General features: G+C 71.9%; 25 protein-coding genes and 1 pseudogene. 12 read left to right on the forward strand and 14 right to left on the reverse strand.

Features of this window, described 5'->3' with window-relative positions; all coding sequences use genetic code 11:
* Nucleotides 1–408: 408 nt before the first annotated feature.
* Together lnt and AC1DZC_RS02795 are read left to right on the forward strand one after the other, a co-directional pair.
* A complete protein-coding gene (gene lnt / locus AC1DZC_RS02790) occupies nt 409–1974 on the forward strand; it encodes an apolipoprotein N-acyltransferase (protein ID WP_477042175.1) in 1566 nt (521 codons plus the stop codon).
* Nucleotides 1971–2732, forward strand: coding sequence for a polyprenol monophosphomannose synthase (locus AC1DZC_RS02795; RefSeq protein ID WP_477039384.1), 762 nt, complete (start codon nt 1971–1973; stop codon nt 2730–2732). The genes lnt and AC1DZC_RS02795 overlap by 4 nt, the downstream gene beginning before the upstream one ends.
* A gap of 12 nt (nt 2733–2744) precedes the next feature.
* Here the strand turns inward: AC1DZC_RS02795 and AC1DZC_RS02800 are convergent, their stop codons facing one another.
* The gene (locus AC1DZC_RS02800) at nt 2745–3089 is read right to left on the reverse strand and encodes an RNA polymerase-binding protein RbpA (RefSeq protein ID WP_028046368.1); all 345 of its coding nucleotides are present in this window, start codon (nt 3087–3089) and stop codon (nt 2745–2747) included.
* Nucleotides 3090–3261: 172 nt separating this feature from the next.
* On the opposite strand from AC1DZC_RS02800, the gene AC1DZC_RS02805 reads away from it, so the two are divergent.
* A complete protein-coding gene (locus AC1DZC_RS02805; RefSeq protein ID WP_477042446.1) occupies nt 3262–4197 on the forward strand; it encodes an aldo/keto reductase in 936 nt (311 codons plus the stop codon).
* 5 nt (nt 4198–4202) lie between these two features.
* Here the strand turns inward: AC1DZC_RS02805 and AC1DZC_RS02810 are convergent, their stop codons facing one another.
* The 3 genes from AC1DZC_RS02810 to AC1DZC_RS02820 form a co-directional block, all read right to left on the reverse strand.
* The gene (locus AC1DZC_RS02810; protein ID WP_477042176.1) at nt 4203–4718 is read right to left on the reverse strand and encodes a hypothetical protein; all 516 of its coding nucleotides are present in this window, start codon (nt 4716–4718) and stop codon (nt 4203–4205) included.
* 78 nt (nt 4719–4796) lie between these two features.
* Entirely contained in the window at nt 4797–5282 is a 486-nt protein-coding gene (locus AC1DZC_RS02815) for a heme-degrading domain-containing protein (RefSeq protein ID WP_477039382.1), read from the reverse strand.
* Nucleotides 5282–7537, reverse strand: coding sequence for an LLM class flavin-dependent oxidoreductase (locus tag AC1DZC_RS02820; protein WP_477042177.1), 2256 nt, complete (start codon nt 7535–7537; stop codon nt 5282–5284). Before AC1DZC_RS02820 ends, AC1DZC_RS02815 begins: the two co-directional genes overlap by 1 nt.
* A 150-nt stretch (nt 7538–7687) precedes the next feature.
* Here AC1DZC_RS02820 and AC1DZC_RS02825 point away from each other — a divergent pair, with 150 nt between their 5' ends.
* From AC1DZC_RS02825 to AC1DZC_RS02835, 3 genes are all read left to right on the forward strand, one after another.
* Nucleotides 7688–10048, forward strand: a complete 2361-nt coding sequence (locus AC1DZC_RS02825) for an ATP-binding cassette domain-containing protein (protein ID WP_477042178.1) — start codon at nt 7688–7690, stop codon at nt 10046–10048.
* Between the two features lie 71 nt (nt 10049–10119).
* Nucleotides 10120–10548 (forward strand): iron chaperone, encoded by a 429-nt coding sequence (locus AC1DZC_RS02830; protein ID WP_477042179.1) that lies wholly within the window; start codon nt 10120–10122, stop codon nt 10546–10548.
* Nucleotides 10549–10694: 146 nt separating this feature from the next.
* On the forward strand, nt 10695–11126 hold the full coding sequence (locus tag AC1DZC_RS02835; protein ID WP_477042180.1) for an iron chaperone: 432 nt from the start codon (nt 10695–10697) through the stop codon (nt 11124–11126).
* Nucleotides 11127–11236: 110 nt separating this feature from the next.
* Here AC1DZC_RS02835 and AC1DZC_RS02840 read toward each other — a convergent pair whose 3' ends face one another.
* Entirely contained in the window at nt 11237–11746 is a 510-nt protein-coding gene (locus tag AC1DZC_RS02840; RefSeq protein ID WP_477039377.1) for a hypothetical protein, read from the reverse strand.
* Between the two features lie 64 nt (nt 11747–11810).
* The gene (locus AC1DZC_RS02845) at nt 11811–12089 is read right to left on the reverse strand and encodes an SHOCT domain-containing protein (RefSeq protein WP_477042181.1); all 279 of its coding nucleotides are present in this window, start codon (nt 12087–12089) and stop codon (nt 11811–11813) included.
* A gap of 641 nt (nt 12090–12730) precedes the next feature.
* Here AC1DZC_RS02845 and AC1DZC_RS02850 point away from each other — a divergent pair.
* The 3 genes and pseudogenes from AC1DZC_RS02850 to AC1DZC_RS02860 all read left to right on the forward strand — a co-directional run.
* Nucleotides 12731–13102: pseudogene (locus AC1DZC_RS02850) on the forward strand (dihydrofolate reductase family protein); the annotation flags it as partial.
* A gap of 211 nt (nt 13103–13313) precedes the next feature.
* The gene (locus tag AC1DZC_RS02855; RefSeq protein ID WP_477042182.1) at nt 13314–13748 is read left to right on the forward strand and encodes a VOC family protein; all 435 of its coding nucleotides are present in this window, start codon (nt 13314–13316) and stop codon (nt 13746–13748) included.
* Nucleotides 13749–13753: 5 nt separating this feature from the next.
* Nucleotides 13754–14395, forward strand: coding sequence for a winged helix-turn-helix transcriptional regulator (locus AC1DZC_RS02860; protein ID WP_477042447.1), 642 nt, complete (start codon nt 13754–13756; stop codon nt 14393–14395).
* 39 nt (nt 14396–14434) lie between these two features.
* Here AC1DZC_RS02860 and AC1DZC_RS02865 read toward each other — a convergent pair whose 3' ends face one another.
* Nucleotides 14435–14845 (reverse strand): SgcJ/EcaC family oxidoreductase, encoded by a 411-nt coding sequence (locus tag AC1DZC_RS02865; protein WP_477039371.1) that lies wholly within the window; start codon nt 14843–14845, stop codon nt 14435–14437.
* Nucleotides 14846–14920: 75 nt separating this feature from the next.
* Nucleotides 14921–15898, reverse strand: coding sequence for an RNA polymerase subunit sigma-70 (locus AC1DZC_RS02870; RefSeq protein ID WP_477042183.1), 978 nt, complete (start codon nt 15896–15898; stop codon nt 14921–14923).
* Nucleotides 15899–16043: 145 nt separating this feature from the next.
* Here AC1DZC_RS02870 and AC1DZC_RS02875 point away from each other — a divergent pair, with 145 nt between their 5' ends.
* Together AC1DZC_RS02875 and AC1DZC_RS02880 are read left to right on the forward strand one after the other, a co-directional pair.
* Nucleotides 16044–16454 carry a YciI family protein gene (locus AC1DZC_RS02875; RefSeq protein WP_477039369.1) on the forward strand — a complete coding sequence of 137 codons (411 nt, stop codon included), beginning with the start codon at nt 16044–16046 and terminating at the stop codon, nt 16452–16454.
* Entirely contained in the window at nt 16454–17659 is a 1206-nt protein-coding gene (locus tag AC1DZC_RS02880; RefSeq protein ID WP_477042184.1) for an RNA polymerase sigma factor, read from the forward strand. The genes AC1DZC_RS02875 and AC1DZC_RS02880 overlap by 1 nt, the downstream gene beginning before the upstream one ends.
* Before the next feature lie 47 nt (nt 17660–17706).
* Here AC1DZC_RS02880 and AC1DZC_RS02885 read toward each other — a convergent pair whose 3' ends face one another.
* The 3 genes from AC1DZC_RS02885 to AC1DZC_RS02895 all read right to left on the reverse strand — a co-directional run bounded on the left by AC1DZC_RS02885 (nt 17707) and on the right by AC1DZC_RS02895 (nt 19110).
* Complete coding sequence (locus AC1DZC_RS02885; protein ID WP_477039367.1) at nt 17707–18210, reverse strand: GNAT family N-acetyltransferase; 504 nt, start codon at nt 18208–18210, stop codon at nt 17707–17709.
* Nucleotides 18211–18277: 67 nt separating this feature from the next.
* The gene (locus AC1DZC_RS02890; RefSeq protein ID WP_477039366.1) at nt 18278–18418 is read right to left on the reverse strand and encodes a hypothetical protein; all 141 of its coding nucleotides are present in this window, start codon (nt 18416–18418) and stop codon (nt 18278–18280) included.
* A gap of 56 nt (nt 18419–18474) precedes the next feature.
* A complete protein-coding gene (locus AC1DZC_RS02895; protein WP_477042185.1) occupies nt 18475–19110 on the reverse strand; it encodes an MBL fold metallo-hydrolase in 636 nt (211 codons plus the stop codon).
* A 95-nt stretch (nt 19111–19205) separates the two neighbouring features.
* Between AC1DZC_RS02895 and AC1DZC_RS02900 the strand changes: the two genes are divergently transcribed.
* Nucleotides 19206–19970: a ParA family protein gene (locus AC1DZC_RS02900; RefSeq protein ID WP_477039364.1), complete on the forward strand. Its 765-nt coding sequence runs from the start codon at nt 19206–19208 to the stop codon at nt 19968–19970.
* Between the two features lie 30 nt (nt 19971–20000).
* Here AC1DZC_RS02900 and AC1DZC_RS02905 read toward each other — a convergent pair whose 3' ends face one another.
* The 3 genes from AC1DZC_RS02905 to ftsR form a co-directional block, all read right to left on the reverse strand.
* Nucleotides 20001–20594 carry a MerR family transcriptional regulator gene (locus AC1DZC_RS02905; protein WP_477039363.1) on the reverse strand — a complete coding sequence of 198 codons (594 nt, stop codon included), beginning with the start codon at nt 20592–20594 and terminating at the stop codon, nt 20001–20003.
* Between the two features lie 157 nt (nt 20595–20751).
* Entirely contained in the window at nt 20752–21264 is a 513-nt protein-coding gene (locus AC1DZC_RS02910) for a bifunctional nuclease family protein (protein WP_477039362.1), read from the reverse strand.
* A gap of 69 nt (nt 21265–21333) precedes the next feature.
* Complete coding sequence (gene ftsR / locus AC1DZC_RS02915; protein ID WP_477042448.1) at nt 21334–22086, reverse strand: transcriptional regulator FtsR; 753 nt, start codon at nt 22084–22086, stop codon at nt 21334–21336.
* Between the last annotated feature and the right edge of the window lie 42 nt (nt 22087–22128).

The raw sequence follows: 22128 nt of genomic DNA on the forward strand, positions 1-22128 counted from the left end.
GTGAAAAAAACCGAGCCCGATGGTGGACAGCGCAGTCCGATTCCGCCTGATCCCGCGACACGCGGACCGACACGCCGAACCGAACGGTACAGACCGTACGCGGGGGGCTCTGGTGACCTGCGGGTACGGCTCTCACCTGCACCGTCGCGGCCTTGACACACCCGGGGAACTGGGTAGGTTTCAGGGGATCCACCTGAGCGACATGCCCACGACGACGTCGGGCCATGGGGGGCAAAGGTGGAGAGCTAGGGCTCCGACCGGGCCCGCGTGTTCAGTAGACAACGGTCCGTGCGCCTGCACGCCGACCGGTACGAAGGACACGCGGGCCGGTCGGTCGGCGCCTGAGCGATTCTCAGGCGCCCGGTCGCGACGACCTCCCGACACATGCACCTGACGTACTCTCCTGAGGTGCCCGCCCGTGAACCCGCCCGCTGGTGGACTCTCGTTCTCGCCGTCGCCGGTGGCTATCTGACCCGGCTCGCCTTTCCCGCTCCCGGCTGGTGGGGGATGGCCTTCGTCGGCATCGCGCTCGTCTACCTCGCGATGCGTCGGGACAGCGCCCGCTGGAACGCCCTCGTCGGGTTCGTCTGGGGCCTGGCCCTGTTCGTCCCCCTGATCAGCTGGACGGGCGACGCCGTGGGACAGGTCCCGTGGTTCGCCCTGTCCACGCTCGAGGCGCTGTACTTCGCCCTGTTCGGCGCGGCCTGGTCGTGGGCCCGGCGCGGGCAGGCCGTCTGGCGCAGCGGAGGTCTGCAGGTCGTCGTGTTCGCGGTGCTCTGGGCCGCCACGGAGGAGCTCGCGGCGTCGTGGCCCTTCGGTGGGTTCCCGTGGGGGCGGATCGCCTTCTCGCAGGCGGACTCGCCGCTCGCCGCGTTCATCTCCTGGGGCGGGACGCCGTTGCTCACCGGAGTCGTCGTGGCGGTCGGGGTGCTCCTGGCGCGGATCTGGCTCGCGGCCCGCAGGCTGCGCCTGGTGCGCCTCGGCGTGGCCTGCGCGGTGGTCGCGGTCATCTTCGTCGTCGGCCTGACCATCCCGCTCGACACCCAGGCCCAGCAGGGCTCGCTCAAGGTGGGTGCCGTCCAGGGCAACGTCCCCGGCACCGGGCTCGACGCGTTCGGGCAGCGGGAGGCGGTCCTCGACAACCACGTCGCGGGCACCTACGCGCTGCTCGACCAGGTGGAGCCCGGCGATCTCGACCTGGTCCTGTGGCCCGAGAACGGCACGGACATCGACCCGCAGGTGGACGCCGGGGCGGCGAAGCTGATCGACGACGCCGCGACCGCGGTCGATGCCCCGATGCTCGTCGGCACCGTGCAGTACCCCGAGAGCGGCGGCCGGTACAACACCGCCGTGCTCTGGGTGCCCGGCGTCGGTGTCACCGAGTACTACAGCAAGCAGCACCCCGCGCCGTTCGCCGAGTACATCCCGCTGCGCTCGCTGGTGCGTCCGTTCTCGTCGGCGGTCGACCTGGTCACGCGCGATATGCTGCCCGGCAACAAGCCTGGGTACATCCCCCTGCAGTCCGAACGGCTGGGCCGCACGGTCGGGATCGGGGACGTCATCTGCTTCGAGGTCGCGTACGACGCGATCGTCCGCGACGCCGTTCGGGCCGGGGGAGAGGTGCTGGTCGTGCAGACGAACAACGCGTCCTTCGGCGTCTCCGACGAGTCCACGCAGCAGCTCGCGATGTCGCGTCTGCGCGCGATCGAGCACGGCCGGGCCACCGTCCAGATCTCCACGGTGGGCGTCAGCGCGGTCATCGAGCCGAACGGTGTGGTCGCGCAGGACACCGACCTGTTCACGGCCGCGCAGATGGTGGCGTCCCTTCCGCTGCGCGACTCCCTGACGCCCGCTACCCGACTGGGCTCCTGGCCGGCGTGGATCGTCGACGGCCTGGCGATCGTCATGGTCGCCGCCGGGATCGCCGGCGCCCGCGGGATCCGTCGCCAGGACCGGGTCGGCACCGCCGCATGACGGGCTCCGTCGGACGCGTGCTGGTCGTCGTCCCCACGTACAACGAGCGCGAGAACCTCCCACTCGCCCTGGACCGGCTGCGCGCGCACGTGCCGCAGGCGGACGTCCTCGTCGTCGACGACGGCTCTCCCGACGGCACGGGCGAGGTGGCCGAGAAGATCGCCGATCAGGAGGTCGACGGACCGCGTCGCGTCCACGTCCTGCACCGGTCCGGGAAGCTCGGTCTCGGGACGGCCTACATCGCGGGGTTCCACTGGGCGCTCGAGCGGTCCTACGACGTCGTCGTCGAGATGGACGCGGACGGCTCGCACCGCGCCGAGGACCTGCCCCGGCTCCTCGACGCGCTGCAGGACGCCGACCTCGTGCTCGGCTCGCGGTGGGTGCCCGGCGGCAAGGTGCTCAACTGGCCGATGAGCCGGCACGTCCTGTCGCGGGGCGCCAACACGTACACGCGGATCATCCTGGGCATCCCGCTCGGCGACGCCACGGGTGGCTTCCGCGCCTACCGCGCCACGCTGCTGAGGGACCTCACGCTCGACGACATCGCGTCCCAGGGCTACTGCTTCCAGGTCGACATGGCGTGGCGGGCCGTCCGGCAGGGCGCGCGCGTCGTCGAGGTTCCCATCACGTTCGTCGAGCGTGAGCTGGGCACGTCCAAGATGAGCCGGGCGATCGTCGTCGAGGCCCTGGTCAGCGTGACGCGGTGGGGGATAGCAGAACGCTCCCGCCGTGTGGCGGGAGCGTTCAGGCGTTCCTAGCTGTCGAGCGCGTCAGGCGCTGCGGCGCAGCTTCCCCGAGCGGAGCAGGTCGAGGCGCTCGTCGAGCAGCTCCTGGAGCTCACCGACGGTGCGGCGCTCGAGCAGCATGTCCCAGTGCGTGCGCGGGGGCTTGCCGGCCTTCACCTCGGGTCGCGAGGCGTCGCGAAGCAGTGCCTCCTCGCCGCAACGGCACTCCCAGACCACCGGAACATCGGCCTCGACCGAGAACGGCAGGATGATCGTGTGCCCGTTGGGGCAGTCGTAGTGAGCCTGGAGGCGGGGCGCGAACTCGACGCCGTCTTCCGTCTCCATGCTGTGGGACCCGATGCGCATGCCGCGCAGGGACCGGTTTGCCATCTTGGGATCCTCCGTGCCGTTGTACGGCCGTCGAGAGTGTGAACTTCCACCGGTGTTAACGGTGGGGGCCCCTCCAGTGTTCCAGGTCGAGGTGAAGGGACTGTGAACGCCCTCAGCATGTGGCGGAGAGGCTTAGGGTCGCAGGGTGACTTCGCAGGCTCCCACCAGGCAGATGACGTTCCGACAGCTCGGCGAGCGCGGACCGAGCGTGTCCGTCGCCGGCCTCGGGTGCAACACGTTCGGCGCAACGCTGGCCCCGGACGGGGTTCCGGCCCTGGTCTGCGCGGCCCTGGACGCCGGCATCACCTTCTTCGACACGGCCGACGTCTACGGCGGGTCGTTCGGCCAGAGCGAGGAGCTGCTGGGCGCCGCGCTGGCCGGCCGTCGCGACGAGATCGTCCTCGCCAGCAAGTTCGGGGCGGGCGCGCCGCAGGGCGAGGCGGCGGGCTCGCGCGCATACGTGCGGCGCGCTGTCGAGGCCTCGCTGCAACGGCTCGGCACCGACCGGATCGACCTGTACCAGATGCACGTGCCGGATCCCGTGACGCCCATCGAGGAGACGCTGGCCGCCCTGCACGAGCTCGTCGTCGAGGGAAAGGTCCGCTACCTCGGGTCCTCGAACTTCGCGGGCTGGCAGGTGGTCGACGCCGACTGGAGCGCGCGGACCGCAGGTGCGACGGCCTTCGTCTCGGCCCAGAACCGGTACAACCTGCTGGCCCGGGACGCCGAGGCCGAGCTGATCCCCGCGCTCGAGCAGGTCGGCGTGGGCCTGATCCCGTACGTGCCGCTCGCCTCGGGGCTCCTGACGGGCAAGTACTCTCGCGACGAGACCGCGCCCGAGGGTTCGCGACTGTCCCGCTGGCCCGACCGGCTGGCGGCCGCGGACTTCGACCGGATCGACGCGCTCGCCGCGCTGGCCGGGCAGTGGGACATCGACCTGCCGACGCTGGCGCTGGGTGGCCTCGCCGCCCAGCCCGCGGTCTCGACGGTCATCGCCGGCGCCCGGACGCCCGAGCAGCTGCGCGCGAACGTGGCGGCGATCCTGTGGGAGCCGACGCTCGACCAGCTCGCCGCGATCGACGACGCATCGCCGGGCCCGGTCGGCTGACCGGCTCACCACTCGAGCATCCTGGCGCGGTCGGCGCCGATCGCGGCGAACCCCGAGACGCGGACCCCGGCCTCGTCGGCACCCTCGCGCAGGGCACCCGCCCACGACGCCTCGAACAGGCCCCTGTCTCCGCCTGCCTCCCGGACGAGACCCACGAGCACCGACCCGCCGGGCGCGTACTCGTCGAGGACCGAGCCGAGGACGTGCAGGATGCCGCTCACGACCTCGGGCTCGGCGCGCATCGCGACGTCCGAGATCGGCAGCGCGACCGGAAGGGTGTACCCGCCTGCGTCGAGCAGCACGAACCACAGGGCCGGCTCCCCGGACCGTTCGTAGCCGACGAGGCCGAGGAGCACCCCGAGGGCGTCGTCGGGCGTCCCGACCGGCCCGCCCGGCGGGGGCGGCAGGTCGTCGTCCGGACCGTCGTCGTCCCAGTCCAGCGCCTCCCACGCCCCGCGCCCCGCCCTGAGCTGGGTGTCCCACTCCTCGTCGAGCCAGTCGTCGTCCTCGTTCGCCGTCATGCGTCCAGGTTGCCCCCGGACGACGGCGCGGAACGGGCTCGCGGCGGGCTCGGGGGCCCGGCGGGGGCTGTGGTCGGCTCAGGCCGCCAGGTGAGCGGTCAGCGCCTCCACGACGAGCGCGTGGTCGTCGGCCTGGGGGAGACCCGACACGGTCACGACGCCGACGACGCCCACGTCGCGCACCCGGATCGGGAACGCACCACCGTGCGCGGCGTACTCGCGCAGGGGCAGGTCGTGCTGCTCGTTGAACGTCGTGCCCTTCGCCTTCGCGCGCAGCCCGACCAGGTAGGACGGCGCGCCGAAGCGCAGGACCACCCGGACCTTGCGCGCCACCCACGTGTCGTTGTCCGCCGTCGTCCCGGCCCGCGCCGCGTGGAACACCTGCTGAGTCCCGTGCTGGACGTCCACGGTGATCGGCAGGTCACGCTCCTGTCCCAGCTCGATCAGCAGGCAGCCGAGCCGCCAGGCGTCGTCGTGGGTGAAGGTGGTGAACACCAGGTCGCGTTCCTGCTGCTCGATGGTCGCGATGGTGCGCTGGATCTCGGTGACGTCGTCGGCACTCATCACGACATCGTCGCAGACGGCAGGGGGGCGACCCCGAAGTTGCTGTCGAACAGGTGCGACGGGTCGTAGAGCGCCTTGAGGCGGCCGATCTTGGCGAGAGTCGCGGGCGGGAACGCCTCGGCGACGCGGGCGGGGGACTGGTTGGTCTCGAAGCTGAGGTAGACCCCGTCGAGGTAGGGCGCGAGCCGCTCCCACCAGGCGTCGATGTCGGCGCGACGACGCCCGCCGGCCGTCGCGGCGAGCGAGAAGTTCTGCGTCCGGTGGGCATAGGCGGTGGCCGCGGGGTCGAGGTCGTTGACCGCACCGCCGACCGCCCGCAGCTGCACCATGCCGGACACGCCGGAGCGCACCAGGTCGGCCAGCAGCTTGGCCAGCTCGGGCGTCACGTGCTCCACGAGCCCGCCGCGCGCCGCAAAGTCGGGTCCGCCGGTGTGCTGACCGTGGTGCGCCTCGACGGTGGCGGCGTAGGGGACGACCTGCGCCTGCTGCTGCAGCACGGGCGCCAGGTCGAGGAACGGCTCGAGGACCGCGACCGCCGCTTCGGTGTCGTCGTTCGCCCAGACGGCGATCGTGTAGCCGATGGCCGGGTTCTGCCCGCTCGCGGGGATCAGGCTCAGGAAGCTGGTCAGCTCGCGCGGCGCCCCCTCGACGAACGTCGCCCACGACTCGATGAACGCCGCCGTGTCCGTGGCGTCGAAGACGATCGTCGCGTGCACGACGTTGCCCACCTGCGCGGCCTCGATCTCGACGGCGGTGAGGATGCCGAAGTTGGCGCCCGCACCCCGCACGGCCCACAGCAGGTCGGGCTCGTGCTCCGCGTCGGTGCGCACGATCCGACCGTCCGCGAGCACCAGCTCGGCGGCCACGACGTGGTCGAGCGTGAGGCCGTACGAGCGGGCGAGGAACCCTTGGCCGCCCGCGGTCACCAGCCCGCCGACGCCGACGTCGCCGTAGTCGCCGGAGCTGATCGCGAGCCCGTGCGGCGTGAGCGCGGCCGCGACGTCGCCCCAGCGAGCCCCGGCCCCGAGCCGGACGAGTCCGCGGCTGCGGTCGAGCACCTCCACCGTGTCGAGCTTCCCGACGTCGATCACGATGCCGCCGTCGTTCGTCGACCGACCGCTGATCCCGTGCCCGCCGCTGCGGACCGCGAGCGGCACGTCCTGCGTTCGGGCGAACGCGAGGGCGTCGCTGACGTCCTGCGGCGAGGTCGCCCGGATGACGAGGCCCGGCGAGCCCGCGTAGATGTACGTGGAACGGACGCGCCCGTACTCGCGGTCTCCGGGCTCGACGGCCTTGCCGACGAGGGACGCGGGCAGCCCGTCGTAGTCGATCCCCGGACGCCGTCTGGCCAGGGCGGCCGCGGGCCGGACCGCGCCGGTCGCCGTGCCGGCCGAGGACCTCTGGGCGGCGACGGCCTCACGCAGTGCCGGAGCGACCTCCTGCCCGAAGACCGCCAGCGTGCGCTCGTCGTCGGCCGCGACGATGAACGTGCCGATGCCGTCCTCGAGCGCGAGCGGCAGGAGCTCGTCGACCCACTGCTCGGGGGTGCCCTGGGGACCGCCGATGTTGAGGAGCCGGCGGATCTCGCGCGGGTCGCGGCCGGCGGCCTCGGCCGCCTCGTCGATGGCCGCGTTGCCGCGCCCCAGGTCGCCGGGCTGCAGGTACCCCTGGCTCGGCAGCCAGCCGTCGGCCTTGGTGCCGACGAGCCGCAGCATCCGCGGCTTGTAGGCGCCGAGCCAGATCGGGATGTCGTGCGCGGGCGACGGGCCCCGCTTCGCGCCGTCGACCTGGTGGAACGTGCCGCGCACCCGCAGCGGAGTCCGCTCGTCGGCGTCCCAGACGCCGCGGATGATGTCGATCGCCTCGTCGAGCGCGGTCACGCCCTCGCCGGGGGTGCGACGCGGTGCGCCCATCGCCACGATCGCGTCCCAGAACGCCCCGGACCCGAGCCCGAGCGCCAGCCGGCCGCCCGAGAGCAGGTCCAGGCTCGCGGCCGCCCGCGCGAGGACGGCCGGCGGACGCAGCGGCAGGTTGAGCACGTTGCCCGACAGCAGCACCCGCTGCGTCGAGGCGGCGACCCAGGACAGCAGCGTCCAGGTGTCGAGGAACGCCGGCTGGTAGGGGTGGTCCTGGAACGTCACGAGGTCGAGGCCGACCTCCTCGCTCGCCTGCGCGAGCGCCACGACCTGGTGCGGGTCCTTGGCCGACGGCGTGATGAAGCTGCCAAACACGAGGTCATGGCCGTAGTCGGGCACCCTGGAGCCTTTCGTCGAGTGATACAACGTTCAACTATATCGCCCGTGAGGACGCGAGCGCGCCCGGGGGAGGGACGCGTCGGTGCCTGCTGGCACGATGGTGCCCACACCTTCCACCTCACGAGGACGGACACGCAGTTGCCTGCACAGTTGCCCGCACAGCTCTTTGCCGACAGCCACGATCTGATCCGCGTCCAGGGGGCGCGCGAGAACAACCTCAAGGACATCAGCGTCGAGCTGCCCAAGCGCCGCCTGACGGTGTTCACCGGCGTCTCGGGCTCCGGCAAGAGCTCGCTGGTCTTCGGCACGATCGCCGCCGAGTCCCAGCGCATGATCAACGAGACGTACAGCAGCTTCGTGCAGGGCTTCATGCCGAGCCTGGCCCGCCCCGACGTCGACGTGCTCGACGGCCTGACCACCGCGATCATCGTCGACCAGGAGCGGATGGGCGCCAACGTGCGGTCCACCGTCGGCACCGCGACGGACGCGAACGCGATGCTCCGGATCCTGTTCAGCCGGGTGGGCCAGCCGCACCTCGGCTCGCCCCAGGCGTTCTCGTTCAACGTCGCCTCGGTGTCCGGCGCCGGCGCGATCACGATGGAGCGCGGCGGCGAGACCGTCAAGGAGCGTCGCAGCTTCACGGTGACCGGTGGCATGTGCCCGCGGTGCGAGGGCATGGGCAGCGCCACGAGCATCGACCTGACGCAGCTCTACGACGACTCCAAGTCGCTCGCGCAGGACGCGCTCACTATCCCGGGGTACACCGGGGGCGGCTGGAACACGCGGCTCTACATGGAGTCCGGCTTCTTCGACCCGGCGACGCCGATCCGCGACTTCACCGAGCAGGAGCTGCACGACTTCCTCTACCACGAGCCCGTCCGGATGAAGATCGCCGGCATCAACATGACGTACGAGGGACTGATCCCGCGGATCGAGAAGTCGATGCTCTCGAAGGACAAGGAGGCGATGCAGCCGCACATCCGCGCGTTCGTCGACCGTGCCGTGACCTTCACGCGGTGCCCCGACTGCGGCGGCAGCCGGTTGAACGAGGGCGCCCGGTCCTCCCGGATCGGCGGCGTCAACATCGCCGACGCCTGCGCGATGCAGATCAGCGACCTGGCCGAGTGGGTGCGCGGGCTCGACGAGCCGTCGGTCGCACCGCTGCTGAAGAACCTGCGGGCCATCCTCGACTCGTTCGTCGACATCGGCCTGGGCTACCTGTCGCTCGACCGCCCGTCGGGAACGCTGTCGGGCGGCGAGGCGCAGCGGACCAAGATGATCCGGCACCTCGGCTCGTCGCTGACCGACGTCACGTACGTGTTCGACGAGCCGACGATCGGGCTGCACCCGCACGACATCCAGCGGATGAACACCCTGCTCCTGGCGCTGCGCGACAAGGGCAACACGGTGCTCGTCGTGGAGCACAAGCCGGAGACGATCGTAATCGGCGACCACGTCGTCGACCTCGGCCCCGGCGCCGGGACCGACGGAGGGACGATCTGCTTCGAGGGCACCGTCGACGACCTGCGCGCGAGCGGAACCCTCACAGGCCGCCACCTCGACGACCGGTCCGTGCTCAAGGAGACCTTCCGGGCTCCGTCGGGCACGCTCGAGATCCGCGGGGCGAAGGCGAACAACCTGCGCGACGTCGACGTCGACATCCCGTTGGGGGTGCTCGTCGTCATCACCGGGGTCGCGGGCTCCGGCAAGAGCTCGCTGGTGCACGGGTCGATCCCGGACGACGCGGGCGTCGTGTCCATCGACCAGGGCGCGATCAAGGGGTCCCGCCGCAGCAACCCCGCCACGTACACGGGACTGCTCGAGCCGATCCGCAAGGCGTTCGCCAAGGCCAACAACGTCAAGCCCGCCCTGTTCAGCGCCAACTCCGAGGGCGCCTGCCCGAACTGCAACGGCGCCGGCGTCATCTACACCGACCTCGGTCCGATGGCCACGGTCGCGACGACGTGCGAGGTCTGCGAGGGCAGGCGGTTCGACGCCTCGGTGCTCGAGTACCACCTGGCTGGCCGGGACATCAGCGAGGTGCTGTCGATGTCGGTCGCCGAGGCCGAGGAGTTCTTCCGGACGGGGGAGGCACGCACCCCCGCGGCGCACACGATCCTCGCCCGTCTCGTGGACGTCGGGCTCGGCTACCTGCGCCTCGGCCAGCCCCTGCCCACGCTGTCCGGTGGCGAGCGGCAGCGGCTCAAGCTGGCGACGCACATGGGGGAGAAGGGTGACGTCTACATCCTCGACGAGCCGACCACCGGCCTGCACCTGGCGGACGTCGAGAACCTGCTGGGGCTGCTCGACCGGTTGGTCGACTCCGGCAAGTCCGTCATCGTGATCGAGCACCACCAGGCCGTCATGGCGCACGCCGACTGGATCATCGACCTCGGTCCGGGCGCCGGCCACGACGGCGGCCTGGTCGTCTTCGAGGGCACTCCGGCGACGCTCGTCGCCGACCGGTCGACCCTCACGGGCGAGCACCTGGCGGCGTACGTCGGTTCCTGAGCGGGCGCCTGTCACACATGGCCGACGAGGAACGTCGAGTGGGTGACAGGCACTCACGAGAGGAACCCGCCATGACGAACACGACCGAGGCCACCGAGGGCTTCACCGCCGCCGAGCGCGCCGCCATGAAGGACCGTGCCCGGGAGGTGCGGTCCGCGGGCAAGAAGGCCGACGGGCTGGCCGACCTGCTCGAGAAGGTCGCCGAGATGGAGGACGCCGACCGGACGATGGCGGAGCGTCTGCACGTCCTGGTGACGGACGCCGCACCCGGGCTCGAGCCGAAGACCTGGTACGGCATGCCCGCCTACGCGAAGGACGGCAAGGTCGTGCTGTTCTTCAAGCCGGCCGCCAAGTTCAAGGCGCGGTACGCGACGCTCGGCTTCAGCGACTCGGCCGCGCTGGACGACGACGTGCTGTGGCCGACGGAGTTCGCGCTGACCCGGCTGACCGCCGCCGCCGAGCAGCGGATCACCGACCTGGTGACCCGGGCGGTCGGCTGACGCGAGCGATCCCGGGACGTCGGCCACGAGCTGGCGTCCCGGGATCTCGGCGGACGCCTGGCGGGCTGCGTAGGCTGCTGAGCGGTGCTCGTCACCCCACGACGACGTGGGGTCCACCGAGGCACGACCTGTGGAGGGATCGACCGATGGCTGACCGGACCGACACCACGACCGAAGGCTTCACCGCCGAAGAGCGCGCCGCGATGAAGGAGCGTGCCAAGGAGGTCCGCCCCAGGGGCAAGAAGGTCGACGGGCTCACCGACCTGCTCGAGAAGATCGCCGAGATGGACGACGCCGACCGCGCGATCGCCGAGCGGGTCCACGCCATCGTCACCGACGTCGCGCCGGACCTGGAGCCCAAGACCTGGTACGGCCAGCCCGCCTACGCCAAGGACGGCAAGGTCGTGGTCTTCTTCCAGGCCTCCGGGAAGTTCAAGACGCGGTACGCGACCCTCGGCTTCAACGACACGGCATCGTTGGACGACGGCTCGATGTGGCCGACCTCGTTCGCGCTCAAGGCACTGACGCACGACGACGAGAAGCGCATCGCCGCGCTCGTGAGAGCGGCCGTGAGCTGAGCCGACGGCCCGTCTCCTGACCCGTGCGTCGGCCGCCGCGGCGGCCCGCGCGTCGTGGGGGACGCGCGAGCCGCCCGGTCGACGACCGTCGCGGGGGAGGCCTGGTCGGGTCAGGCGTCGTCGAACTCCTCGGAGGCGAGCAGCCCGATCTCGACCAGGTCGAGCGGGTGCACCCACCCGTCGCTGATCGGGACGCCGCCGGCGCGGGCGATCGCGTCGCGCAGCGGTGCAGCCCAGACGTGCTCGATCAGCGCGATGGCGGCCGCGGACCCGTTCGGGATCTGCGCCGCGACGTCCCACGCGCGCTCCTCGTCGATGACGTGGCCGTCGGACCCCGCCTCGAGCCCGAGCAGGGCGCCGGCCTCGAGACCGGCCTCGCCGGCCAGACCGAGGCCGAGGAGCGCGCCGACCGTGGCGCCGAAGTCCTCCGCCTCGTCGACCGACAGGTCGCTCCAGCTCAGGGCGACGACCTCGCCGTCGACCGTCTTCTCGACGACGAGGACGTCGATGAGGCGGATGAGCTCGTTCTCCCGCAGCCGGGCGAGCTCCTCCAGGATCTCCCCGGAGAAGTTGGGCTCCTCGAAACCGACGACGAGCAGCTGGACGGGACCGATGGGCATGCTGAGCTCCTTCACACCGATGTTCGAGTGCCCTCGGAAGACGGCACCTGTCCTGCGTCGCGCGTCAGGCGTTGAGGAGCTTCGTCTTCTGCGCGTCGAACTCTGCCTGGGTCAGGACGCCCGCGTCGAGGAGCTCCTTGAGCTTGGCGAGGTCCGCGTAGACGTCGGTGGGTGCGGCTGCCGGTGCGGCCGGCGGTGCGGCCTCCACCGGGGCGGCCACCTGCTCCGGAGCGCTCGCCTCCTGCGCCGCAGCGTTCGCTGCGTTCGCCTGGGCGGCACCTCGGTTCGAGGCGACGTGGGCCGTGGCCCCGAGTACTGCTGCGCGACGTAGCATCCGCGGCATCGTGTTCTCCTTTTGGTCCGACGTCGACGCGGTGCGCCGTCGCCAGGGTGTACGGGCGAGCCGCGTCCGCCGTCGGGCCGGTCTCGCACGCGGGACCGTCCATCGGAGCGTAGACCGCGCCCGGTTCATCCTGGGATCGTCCCGAGCGGGTGATATGCGGGAAAGCCGTCTGCGGCACATACCGAGGCAAACGCCGATAATGCACATTATGACAATACGGTTCCGGAGTGCCGCGCGGTCGACCCGCACCTGCACGAAACGGCCCTCCCCGAGGCGAGCGACCCGCCATGCTCGTCCGCACGGTCCTTCTGCTGCTGCTCGCGGTCAGCCTGCCCATGCTGCGCCGGCGCCACTGGACGGATTCCCGGCGGTGACCGGCCGGCGGATCAGCACAGCGCCGAGCCGGCGTGACGACGCGACGCTACGGCGGCAGTCTGCCGTCGCAGCGATCGTCCTCGGTGTCCTGACGCTGGTGCTCCGGCCGCTCGCTCTCTTGACCCACGACGCCCTGAACGCCTGACGGCGGTCGCCCGCGTGGCTCCCCCGAGCTCCCTCCCCTGAAGTCTTGACCGCAGCACTTGTTTTTTGCAAGTATCGAGTCGTCGACCTGCTGGACCCCGAGACCAGACGAAGGACGCCTCATGTCGTCAGACCGGAAAGTCGTCGTGTGCCACCTGCTCTCCCTCGACGGCGTCGGCGAGAGCCCCCAGTCGTTCTTCACCGAGTGGGACGACGAGGCGGACGCTGCCGGCGCCGACTGGATCGGCACGCAGGACGCGGTGATCCTGGGCCGCCGCAGCTACGACGAGTGGGTCGGGTTCTGGCCGGACAGCGAGATCGAGCCGTTCGCCACGTTCATCAACACGGTCCCGAAGCACGTCGCTACCTCCACGCCGCTCACCCCGGAGTGGGCCGGAGCGAGCGCCATCGACGGCCCGCTGGTCGACGCCGTCCGTGAGCTGAAGAGCCAGCCGGGTGGCGACATCGGCGTCCACGGCAGCATCTCGGTCGCGCAGGCGCTGCTCGCGGCGGGCGTGGTCGACGAGCTGCGGCTCGTGGTCGCACCGACGATCGCCCGGCTCCGGCCGCAAGCTCCTCGACGGGCTGCCGCCGATCCGCCTCACCCCGATCCGGAGCACGGTGTCGCCGACGGGGTACCTGATTCTCGACTACCGCGTCGTCGCGTAGTCGCTCACCACCGCCACACACAAGGGAGAGCTCGACATGACCGCGATGTTCGTCAACCTGCCGGTGACCGACCTGGAACGCGCCAAGGCGTTCTACACGGCGGTCGGATTCACGTTCAACCCCGCCATGTCCGACCACAACGGCCTCTGCATCGTGGTCGAGGCGGACCACAGCTACCTCATGCTGCTCACGCGCGAGTACTTCCAGACCTTCACCGACCTCCCGATCGGCGACCCGGCCGTCAACCCGTCGGTGTCGACCGCGATCTTCCTCGAGGGTCGCGACGCGGTCGACTCGCGCGTCACCTCCGGCCTCGCCGCCGGCGGCACGGAACCGCACGAACCGACCGACTACGGCTTCATGTACCAGCGCCAGCTCAACGACCCCGACGGCAACATCCTCGAGTTCGGCTGGTTCGACCCGTCCGCCGCGGCCCCGGCTCCCGAGGCACTCGCGGACCAGCAGGCCTGACCTCGATGCCGGCACGCGAGTACGGGCAGTACTGCGGCATCACGCAGGCCCTCGAGCTCGTCGGCGAGCGCTGGGCGCTGCTCATCGTCCGCGACCTGCTCGTCGGGCCGCGTCGCTACGGAGAGCTCGCCGCGGGACTCCCCCGCATCCCGAGCAACATCCTGGCGACGCGGCTCAAGGAGCTGCAGGCGGCCGGCATCATCCGCCGGGCGCCGCGCTCGCGCATCATCGTCTACGAGCTGACGCAGTACGGGCACGAGCTCGAGCCGGTCGTCCTGGCATTCGGTGCCTGGGGCAACAAGGCGATGGGCGACCCGCGCGAGGGGCAGATCATCACTCCGGATGCGATGACCATGACTCTTCGCACCGCGTTCCGTCCGCAGGTGGCCGCGGACCTGCCGTCGACCGCCTATGCGGCGCACCTCGGACCCGTCGAGCTGCTCGTCCGTGTGGACGGCGCCACGCTCGACGTGACGCGCGGCGACGGGCCGGTCGACCTCGCGTTCGCCACGGGTCCGGAGATCCACCGGCTCATCTCGGGGCGGCTCGCCCCCGACCACGCGATCGCGACGGGCGCCGTCGAGGTGCTGCGCGGACGCGGCGACCTCCTCGACCGCTTCGCGAGCACGTTCCACCTGGCCGCCTGACGTGCCGCCCCCGCGGGTGCGGGGGCGGCATTCCAGCGGCTACTGGCCGGGCGGCAGCACGGGGCTGTTGTGGTACCCGGCGATCAGCCAGCGCCCGTCGCGCTTCTCGAACGCCCAGGTCGCGTTCACCTTCCGCGCCTCGGGCACCTGCGTCTCGCCGGCGAACAGGATGCCGGACTCGCTGACCACGATCGCCGCGTCCCGGCCGACGAAGCGCAGGCTGAGCGGCCGGTTGTAGGTCGAGGTGTTCTTGAGCGGTCCGTCGAAGGCCAGCGCCATGCTGTCGCGGATCGCGTCGCGACCCGCCCGGAGCGAGCCGGGCATGATCGCCGTCGCGTCCGCCGTGTAGTCGGCCACCATCCCGGCGGCGTCGCCTGCCTCCCACGCCCGGTAGGAGTCGACCAGCACCGCCTGGATGGCGGCCTCGTCCTGCGCGCGACTGTCTGACATCGGTGTCTCCCTCCTGAACGGTTCGGCCGGGGCTCCGGCGAACTCGTCAGTACATACCGGCGGGGAGACCGAAACTCATCGCGGGACCGTGCGGTCATCCAGGACGGCCGCCAGACCGAACGACGCGAAGACCTCGGCGTCCTGGAACACCGAGTTGCGGCTGATCCCCTCGACGGTGACGGTGAAGACCTGCAGCGTGTGCAGCTCGTAGCGGTCGCCGGCGCGACGGTAGGCGGCGAAGCCCGGCTGGCCGTTCGCGGCGACCGGGACCAGGGTCCAGTCCGTGCCACCGACCTCGAACACCCAGTCCATGAACGCGCCGTAGCCGTCCGTGCCGACGAACCAGTTGAGCATCGGCGGCATCTCCATGAGGACGTCGTGGGTGAGCAGCCGCTTGAGACCCTCCACGTCCGCCGCTTCGAACGCCACCATGTACCGGTCGACCCAGGCGCGCTGCTCGGCGGTGGACGGCTCGGCCAGCGGTTCCGGACCGACTCCGGCGGCCCTGACCCGTGCCCGCGCCCGCTGCAGCGAGCTCGTCACGGACGCGACGGTCGTGCCGAGGATCTCCGCCGACTCGGACGCCGAGAAGCTCAGCACGTCGCGCAGGATCAGTGCACCCCGTTGCCGAGCCGACAGCAGGTGCAGGCTGGCGACGAACGCCAGGCGCAGAGTGCTGCGGTCGACGGCCGTGCGGGCGGGATCGACGGCGTCGAGCAGCGGGTCCGGCAGCGGCTGCAGCCACGCGACGCGCTCCCCCGGGACCAGAGGGCCGCGTGGGTCGGACGCCGCCACCAGGCCGGACGGCAACGGCCGGCGGCCGCGGACCTCCAGCGCCGTCAGGCACGCGTTGGTCGCGATGCGGTACAACCACGTGCGCAGCGAGCTGCGGGCCGCGTCGTACTGGTCCCGCGCCCGCCAGGCGCGCAGGAACGTGTCCTGGACCAGGTCCTCGGCGTCGTGGGCCGAGCCGAGCATGCGGTAGCAGTACGCCAGCAGCTCCGCGCGGAACTGCTCGACCGGGAGGTCGATCCCCTCTGTCCTCGTCGTCACGCGTCGCCCTTCTCGACTCCAGCCGAGCCAACATACGACGCAGCGAAGTCGATCGGTGATTTCATGTCGAGAAGCGCCGACCGGCTCCGCTCTCCAGGTGAAGGGCCGCGACAGACGGGGCCCACGACACACCAGGAGAACGACGATGCCGAAGTACCTGCTCCTCAAGCACTACCGCGGCGGCCCCGAGAACATCCGCCAGGTCCCGCCGATGGACCAGTGGGCACCCGAGGACATCGAGGCGCACATGGCGTTCCTCAGGCACGTCTCGGAGCTGCTCGAGAAGAACGGCGAGTACGTCGACGCGCAGGCGCTCACGCCGGCGCGCTCGTGGGTGCGCTACGGCGGCCCGGACGCCGCGCCCGTCGTCACCGACGGCCCGCTGCCCGAGACCAGCGACCTGGCCGCAGGCTGGTACATGATCGACGTCGACTCGTACGAGCGGGCGGTCGAGCTCGCGGCGTACGTGTCGTCGGAGCCCGGGCCCGGTGGCACTCCCCTGTACGAGTGGATCGACGTCCGCGAGGTCATGTCCGAGATCCCCGCGAACGACTGATGTCCGAGCCGGACCCAGGGCTGGACGAGGGCGCCCTACGCGCCCTCGTCCCGCGCGTGCTCGCCGGCCTGGTCCGGCGGGGCGAGGACTTCGACGCCGCCGAGGACGCGCTGCAGGAGGCCCTCCTGGAGGCGCTCCGGGTGTGGCCCGAGCATCCCCCGCGCGAGCCCCGGGCGTGGCTGACGACTGTGGCGACGCGACGGCTCGTCGACGCCCGCCGCAGCGAGGCCGCACGCGACCGGCGCGAGGAGGTCACGTACGCCGAGCCGGTCCCCGGTGCCGGTGAGGACGGCGACGACACGCTGTTCCTGCTGTTCTGCTGCTGCCACCCCGACCTTTCGCCCGCGTCCCAGGTCGCCCTGACCCTGCGAGCGGTCGGCGGCCTCACGACGCGGGAGATCGCGGACGCCTTCTTCGTCCCCGAGCCGACGATGGCGCAGCGGATCAGCCGCGCCAAGCGGGACCTGCGCGGCCGGCGGCTCGACCAGCCCGGCGACCTGGCGGTCGTGCTGCGCGTGCTCTACCTCGTCTACACGGCGGGTCATGCGGGTCGGGTCGACCTCGCGGCCGAGGCGATCCGGCTCACCCGCCAGCTGACGCTCGCCACCCCGGAGCCCGAGGCACGCGGGCTGCTCGCGCTGATGCTCCTCCACCACGCCCGGCTCCCCGCCCGGCTGGACCCGGACGGGCTGATCGTCACGCTCGACCGGCAGGACCGCACCCTGTGGGACACGCGTCAGATCGCCGAGGGCGTGCGCGTCCTGCAGGATGCGCTCGCGGCCCAGCGGCCCGGTCGCTACCAGATCGAGGCGGCGATCTCCGCGCTGCACGACGACGCGGCGCGGGCGGACGAGACCGACTGGCCGCAGATCCTCGCCTGGTACGACGACCTCGTCGCCCTCACCCAGGACCCGGTGCGCCTCGACCCCGCCGCCGTGCTCGGGCGGGCGGTCGCGGTCGGTCACGTCCTGGGCGCCGATGCCGGGCTGCGCGAGACCGACCGCCTGCGCGAGGTCCTCGGGAACCGGCATCGCTGGCACGCCGTCCGCGGCCACCTGTACGAGCTCGGAGGCGACCTGTCGTCGGCGGCCGACGCGTACGCGGACGGCGCACGCCTGGCGACGGACGTGACGGAGATGAGACACCTGGTCCGACAGGCGGCGTGCGCGCGGTTCGCGGCGGCCGAGGGAGCGCCGACGTCATGACGATCGGCGCAGAGCGCGTGCGCGTGGGCCGCGGGCGGCGCTGACCGCTACGGCGCGTCGTCGGCCGGCGCGAGCGTGAGGACGTACCGCTCCTCGGTCAGGGAGCCGTCGCGCGAGAGCGCCTGCCGCTCCCCCGTCCGCGCGTAGCCGGCCCGGACGTACAGGTCGCCGGCGGCGTGGTTGTTGTCGACGAGCCACAGCGACAGCGTGCTCGCGCCGTCCTGTACAGCCGCCTGGCGCACGGCGTCCAGGAGCGCCCAGCCGAAGCCCTGGCGACGAGACTCGGGCGCGACCCACAACGAGATGATGTGCCGGTCGTCGACCGGCGAACCGGGCTCCTGGAGCATCTGGACGATCCCGCGGCCGGTGCCGGCGTCGTCCAGGGCGATCCAGGTGGGGCTCGTGCGCAGGCGCATGCGCCAGTGCGACTCGACGAACCGGTTCTCCCGGGCAAGCGACGCGCCGAAGATCTCGGGGTTCTCGCGGACCGCCCGCAGCCGGACGTCGCGGACGATCTCCCAGTCGTCCTCACCCACGCGTTGGATCAGCACCAGGACAGGATGCCGCACGTCGGGCACGGACGCCGTCAGGGCGCGTCGCGCGCCGCGATCGGATCCGTCAGCCGCCGTGTCCCGCCGGGTCGGGGACGGACCGGGCGGCGTCCGCTATCTCCTCCTCCGGGCGGGGCGGCACCGACTCGTCGTACTCGAGCTCGGGCACCTCGTGCGAGTGGCCGTCGTGGCCTGCAGGCTGCGTCACGATCGTCTCCCTCCGACGAGGTTCACGGTACGCACCCGCGGGCCGGCGCGCTGCCTCTACAGCTCGATCGACTCCCCCGGGCCGAGCAGGACCGGGTCGCCGGCACCGCCGAGCCGGCCGACGAGCGTCGAGGCGAGCCCCACCCCGGGTGGCGACAGCTGGGCGTCGTGGATCGTGACGAGGCGGCCCGGGCCGACCGATCGCACGTAGTCGACGACCTCGCTGATCTTGAGCCACGGACCGCCGATCGGGGTCATCAGCACGTCGACGGAGGATCCGAGGGGGTCGACGAACGCGTCGCCGGGGTGCAGGACTCCCGAGACGAGGTACCCCACGTTCGCGGCCCGGGGGACGTCGGGGTGGATCAGCGCGTGCCACTCCCCCAGTACGGCGACGTCGAAGCCACCCGCCTCGACGGTGTCCCCGGCGCGCACGACGTGCAGCCGGTCGCCCGGCGCGCCCGCCTCGGCCAGGAGGTCGATCACGGGCTGCGGCGCCCAGACCTCGACCCCCGCCGCCACCACGGCGTCCGGGACCACGTGGTCGGCGTGCTCGTGGGTGACCAGGACGGCCGAGACGCCGTCGAGGGCACCGGGGATGTCGGAGAAGGCGCCCGGGTCGATCACCAGGTGGTCGTCGCCACGGTCGAGACGGACGCAGGAGTGGCCCCAGCGGGACAGGCGAGTGCTCATGACTCGCAGTCTCTCTCGGCACGCGTCCCGGTGCTGCTCGAACGCGCACGGCGCGTGTTTCGTGAACGACACGTGGCCCCGATACGGTGTCGCCCGTGCTGGTGCTCGGGGTGTGCAGTCTCAAGGGCGGCGTCGGAAAGACGTCGGTGACCCTCGGTCTGGCGTCGGCCGCCCTGGAACGCGGCCTGCGCACCCTCGTGATCGACCTGGACCCGCAGGGCGACGCCACGATGGCGCTCGGCACGCGCCCGGACACCGCCGACGTGGCCTCGGTGCTGGAGCTCCCGGGCGCCGCGACGATGGAGGCGGCGACGGTCCGCTCGTCGTGGGCCGACGAGGGGCTCGACGTCCTCGTGGGCTCGGAGCGCTCGGCCGACCACGACCGGATGCGCGACAACGACGTCGAGCGTCTGCGGTACGCGCTCTCGTGGGTCAACGGCTACGACCTGATCCTCATCGACTGCCCGCCGTCGCTCGGCGGACTCACGCGGACGGGTCTCGTCGCCGCGGACCGCGCGATCGTCGTCACGGAGCCGGGGCTGTTCGCGGTCATGGCCGTGGGCCGCGCGATGCGCACGATCGACGAGCTCCGCCGCGGCCCGGCGCCGGCGCTCCAGCCGCTCGGGATCGTGGTCAACCGCGTGCGTGCCCGCTCGGTGGAGCAGGCGTTCCGGCTCGAGGAGCTCCAGACGCTCTACGGACCGCTCCTGCTCACGCCGTTCGTGCCCGAGCGTGCCGCCCTGCAGCAGGCCCAGGGGGCCGCGCAGCCGGTGCACGCCTGGCCCGGGGCGGCGTCCGCCGAGCTCGGTCGGACGTTCGACGCGCTGCTGGACAGAGCACTGCGCGCGCCCCGCCGCTAGGCAGGACGCGCGCAGGACGAGATCGTCGGTTCAGCCGGCGGTACGGGCCTGACGGCGCATCGCGAGCTCGTCGTGCGGCGACGGCTCGGCGGTCACGTCCTCGTCCTCGTCCGCGCGTTCGCTGGGCAGCGCCGCGAGGGTGCCCTCGACCTCGCGCCAGACACGGCCGACGGCGATGCCGAACACGCCCTGACCGCCCTGGACCAGGTCGATGACCTCGTCGGCCGACGTGCACTCGTAGACGCTGGCACCGTCGGACATGAGCGTGATCTGCGCGAGGTCGTCGACTCCGCGCTCACGCAGGTGGCTGACGGCGGTACGGATCTGCTGCAGCGAGACGCCCGTGTCCAGCAGGCGCTTGACCACCTTGAGCACGAGGATGTCGCGGAAGCTGTAGAGGCGCTGGGTCCCGGAGCCGGTCGCGGGGCGGACCGACGGCTCGACGAGCCCGGTGCGAGCCCAGTAGTCGAGCTGGCGGTACGTGATGCCGGCCGCGCGGCACGCCGTGGGCCCACGGTAGCCGGTCGAGGTGTCGAGATCAGGGAGGTCGTCGTCGAACAGCATGCCCTGTGCGCGCTGGGGAACGACCCCGCCGACGCTCTCGGCATTCTCGGTGCTGGTCACGAATCCTCCACTCGTCGAACGCCGGTCGGGTCGACTGCGCCCCTGGGTACCCCCGGCTACGTGCCACAGTAGGCCCGTCGAGGGGCAGATGCCATGACGCCTCCGGGCGTGTCGGCGTCCGCGAGTCTCACCTTCAACCTGAACGCGAAGGTTCGGGTCAGAGGCCCTCGTCGTCCGGCTCGCTGCCGGTGCCGAAGTCCTCCGGGGTGACCAGGTCGAGGAACCGGCGGAACTTCTCCAGGTCCTGTTCCGACGACGTCGTGCGGACTTCGACGCCGGCGACCGCGACCACCTCGGCGGAGCACAGCACCGGGCAGGAGAACCGCAGCGCCAGCGCGATCGCGTCCGAGGCGCGCGAGTCGACGCGCGGACCGGTGCGCAGCACGAGCTCGGCGTGGAACACGCCCTCCTCCAGCCGGGTGATCTCCACCCGGGTCAGGCCCGAACCGGTGGCGACGAGGACGTCGCGCAGAAGGTCGTGCGTCATCGGTCGCGGCGGGACGATGCCGGCCTGCGCCGACGCGATCGCGCTGGCCTCGGACGGGCCGATGAGAATGGGGACCAGCAGCTCGGAGTCGGGGTCCAGGAGCAGCACGACGATCTCGTCGTCCGCGAGGTGCTGACGCACACCCACGATCTCGACGGGAATCAGCTCGGCGTCTTCCCCCATACGGCCCAACCTACGACGCCGCAGGCGATCCGGCGCCCCCCTTGTGCGGATCGGCGTGTATCGGTCCCGTTACGGTGCGAGGTCGGCGACGGCCGCACGCACGAGCGCCGTGTGCATCTGCGTGCACAGCTCGCCGACCTCGGCGGCCAGCGTCCCGGCCCGTGCACGGCTCGACGCGCTGCGCTGCCCGCGCCACGGCGCGACGACCTGCTCGACGAGGTCGGCCTGGCGGTCCGCGGCGGCGCGGAACTGACGCAGGTGCCGCGGGTCGATCCCGTGCTCGGCCAGCGCGGCCGCCGAGACGACGATCTGCAGCGCCCACGAGTCGAACGCCCCGGACAGGTGCGGCCGCAGGATCCCGGCGGTGACCAGGTCCTCGATGAACGACGGCTCGACGGCAGCCTCGCGGGAGAGCACCTCGAGGGTCAGGCGCGGGCCCGACGACTCACGGACGCCGTCACGGGTGGCGAGCCGGGCGCGGGGCGCCTGCTCGTCCTCCTCCCCCGCGTCCAGGGCGGCCAGGCGCTCGCCGATGACCTTCAGTGGCATGTAGCGGTCGCGCTGCTGGCGCAGGACGAAGCGCAGGCGCTCGACGTCGGCCGGCGAGTACTGGCGGTAGCCGGACGCCGTGCGGACCGGCTCGATCAGCCCCTGCTCCTCGAGGAAGCGCAGCTTGGACGTGGTCACGGCGGGGAACTCGAGCTGGAGCGAGGCGAGCACGTCGGAGATCCGCATCGTCGCCCGACGGGAGATGCCGCGCGGCCACAGCTCGTCCGTCGCGGGCGTCTCCTGCGTGGGTGCAGGCGTCTCGACAGCGTCCAGCCGCTGCGGTCGTGCACTCACCACGCGGTGCCCCCGGTCGAT

It is taken from the genome of Cellulomonas sp. P2_B4 (assembly GCF_056404795.1).

What these genes read in the sequence shown, in the direction of transcription:
- AC1DZC_RS02795 (WP_477039384.1), top strand. Translation starts at nt 1,971, where the DNA reads ATGACGGGCTCCGTCGGACGCGTGCTGGTCGTCGTCCCCACGTACAAC.
- AC1DZC_RS02800 (WP_028046368.1), bottom strand. Translation starts at nt 3,089, where the DNA reads ATGGCAAACCGGTCCCTGCGCGGCATGCGCATCGGGTCCCACAGCATG.
- AC1DZC_RS02805 (WP_477042446.1), top strand. Translation starts at nt 3,262, where the DNA reads ATGACGTTCCGACAGCTCGGCGAGCGCGGACCGAGCGTGTCCGTCGCC.
- AC1DZC_RS02810 (WP_477042176.1), bottom strand. Translation starts at nt 4,718, where the DNA reads ATGACGGCGAACGAGGACGACGACTGGCTCGACGAGGAGTGGGACACC.
- AC1DZC_RS02815 (WP_477039382.1), bottom strand. Translation starts at nt 5,282, where the DNA reads ATGAGTGCCGACGACGTCACCGAGATCCAGCGCACCATCGCGACCATC.
- AC1DZC_RS02830 (WP_477042179.1), top strand. Translation starts at nt 10,120, where the DNA reads ATGACGAACACGACCGAGGCCACCGAGGGCTTCACCGCCGCCGAGCGC.
- AC1DZC_RS02835 (WP_477042180.1), top strand. Translation starts at nt 10,695, where the DNA reads ATGGCTGACCGGACCGACACCACGACCGAAGGCTTCACCGCCGAAGAG.
- AC1DZC_RS02840 (WP_477039377.1), bottom strand. Translation starts at nt 11,746, where the DNA reads ATGCCCATCGGTCCCGTCCAGCTGCTCGTCGTCGGTTTCGAGGAGCCC.
- AC1DZC_RS02845 (WP_477042181.1), bottom strand. Translation starts at nt 12,089, where the DNA reads ATGCCGCGGATGCTACGTCGCGCAGCAGTACTCGGGGCCACGGCCCAC.
- AC1DZC_RS02855 (WP_477042182.1), top strand. Translation starts at nt 13,314, where the DNA reads ATGACCGCGATGTTCGTCAACCTGCCGGTGACCGACCTGGAACGCGCC.
- AC1DZC_RS02860 (WP_477042447.1), top strand. Translation starts at nt 13,754, where the DNA reads ATGCCGGCACGCGAGTACGGGCAGTACTGCGGCATCACGCAGGCCCTC.
- AC1DZC_RS02865 (WP_477039371.1), bottom strand. Translation starts at nt 14,845, where the DNA reads ATGTCAGACAGTCGCGCGCAGGACGAGGCCGCCATCCAGGCGGTGCTG.
- AC1DZC_RS02875 (WP_477039369.1), top strand. Translation starts at nt 16,044, where the DNA reads ATGCCGAAGTACCTGCTCCTCAAGCACTACCGCGGCGGCCCCGAGAAC.
- AC1DZC_RS02880 (WP_477042184.1), top strand. Translation starts at nt 16,454, where the DNA reads ATGTCCGAGCCGGACCCAGGGCTGGACGAGGGCGCCCTACGCGCCCTC.
- AC1DZC_RS02895 (WP_477042185.1), bottom strand. Translation starts at nt 19,110, where the DNA reads ATGAGCACTCGCCTGTCCCGCTGGGGCCACTCCTGCGTCCGTCTCGAC.
- AC1DZC_RS02910 (WP_477039362.1), bottom strand. Translation starts at nt 21,264, where the DNA reads ATGGGGGAAGACGCCGAGCTGATTCCCGTCGAGATCGTGGGTGTGCGT.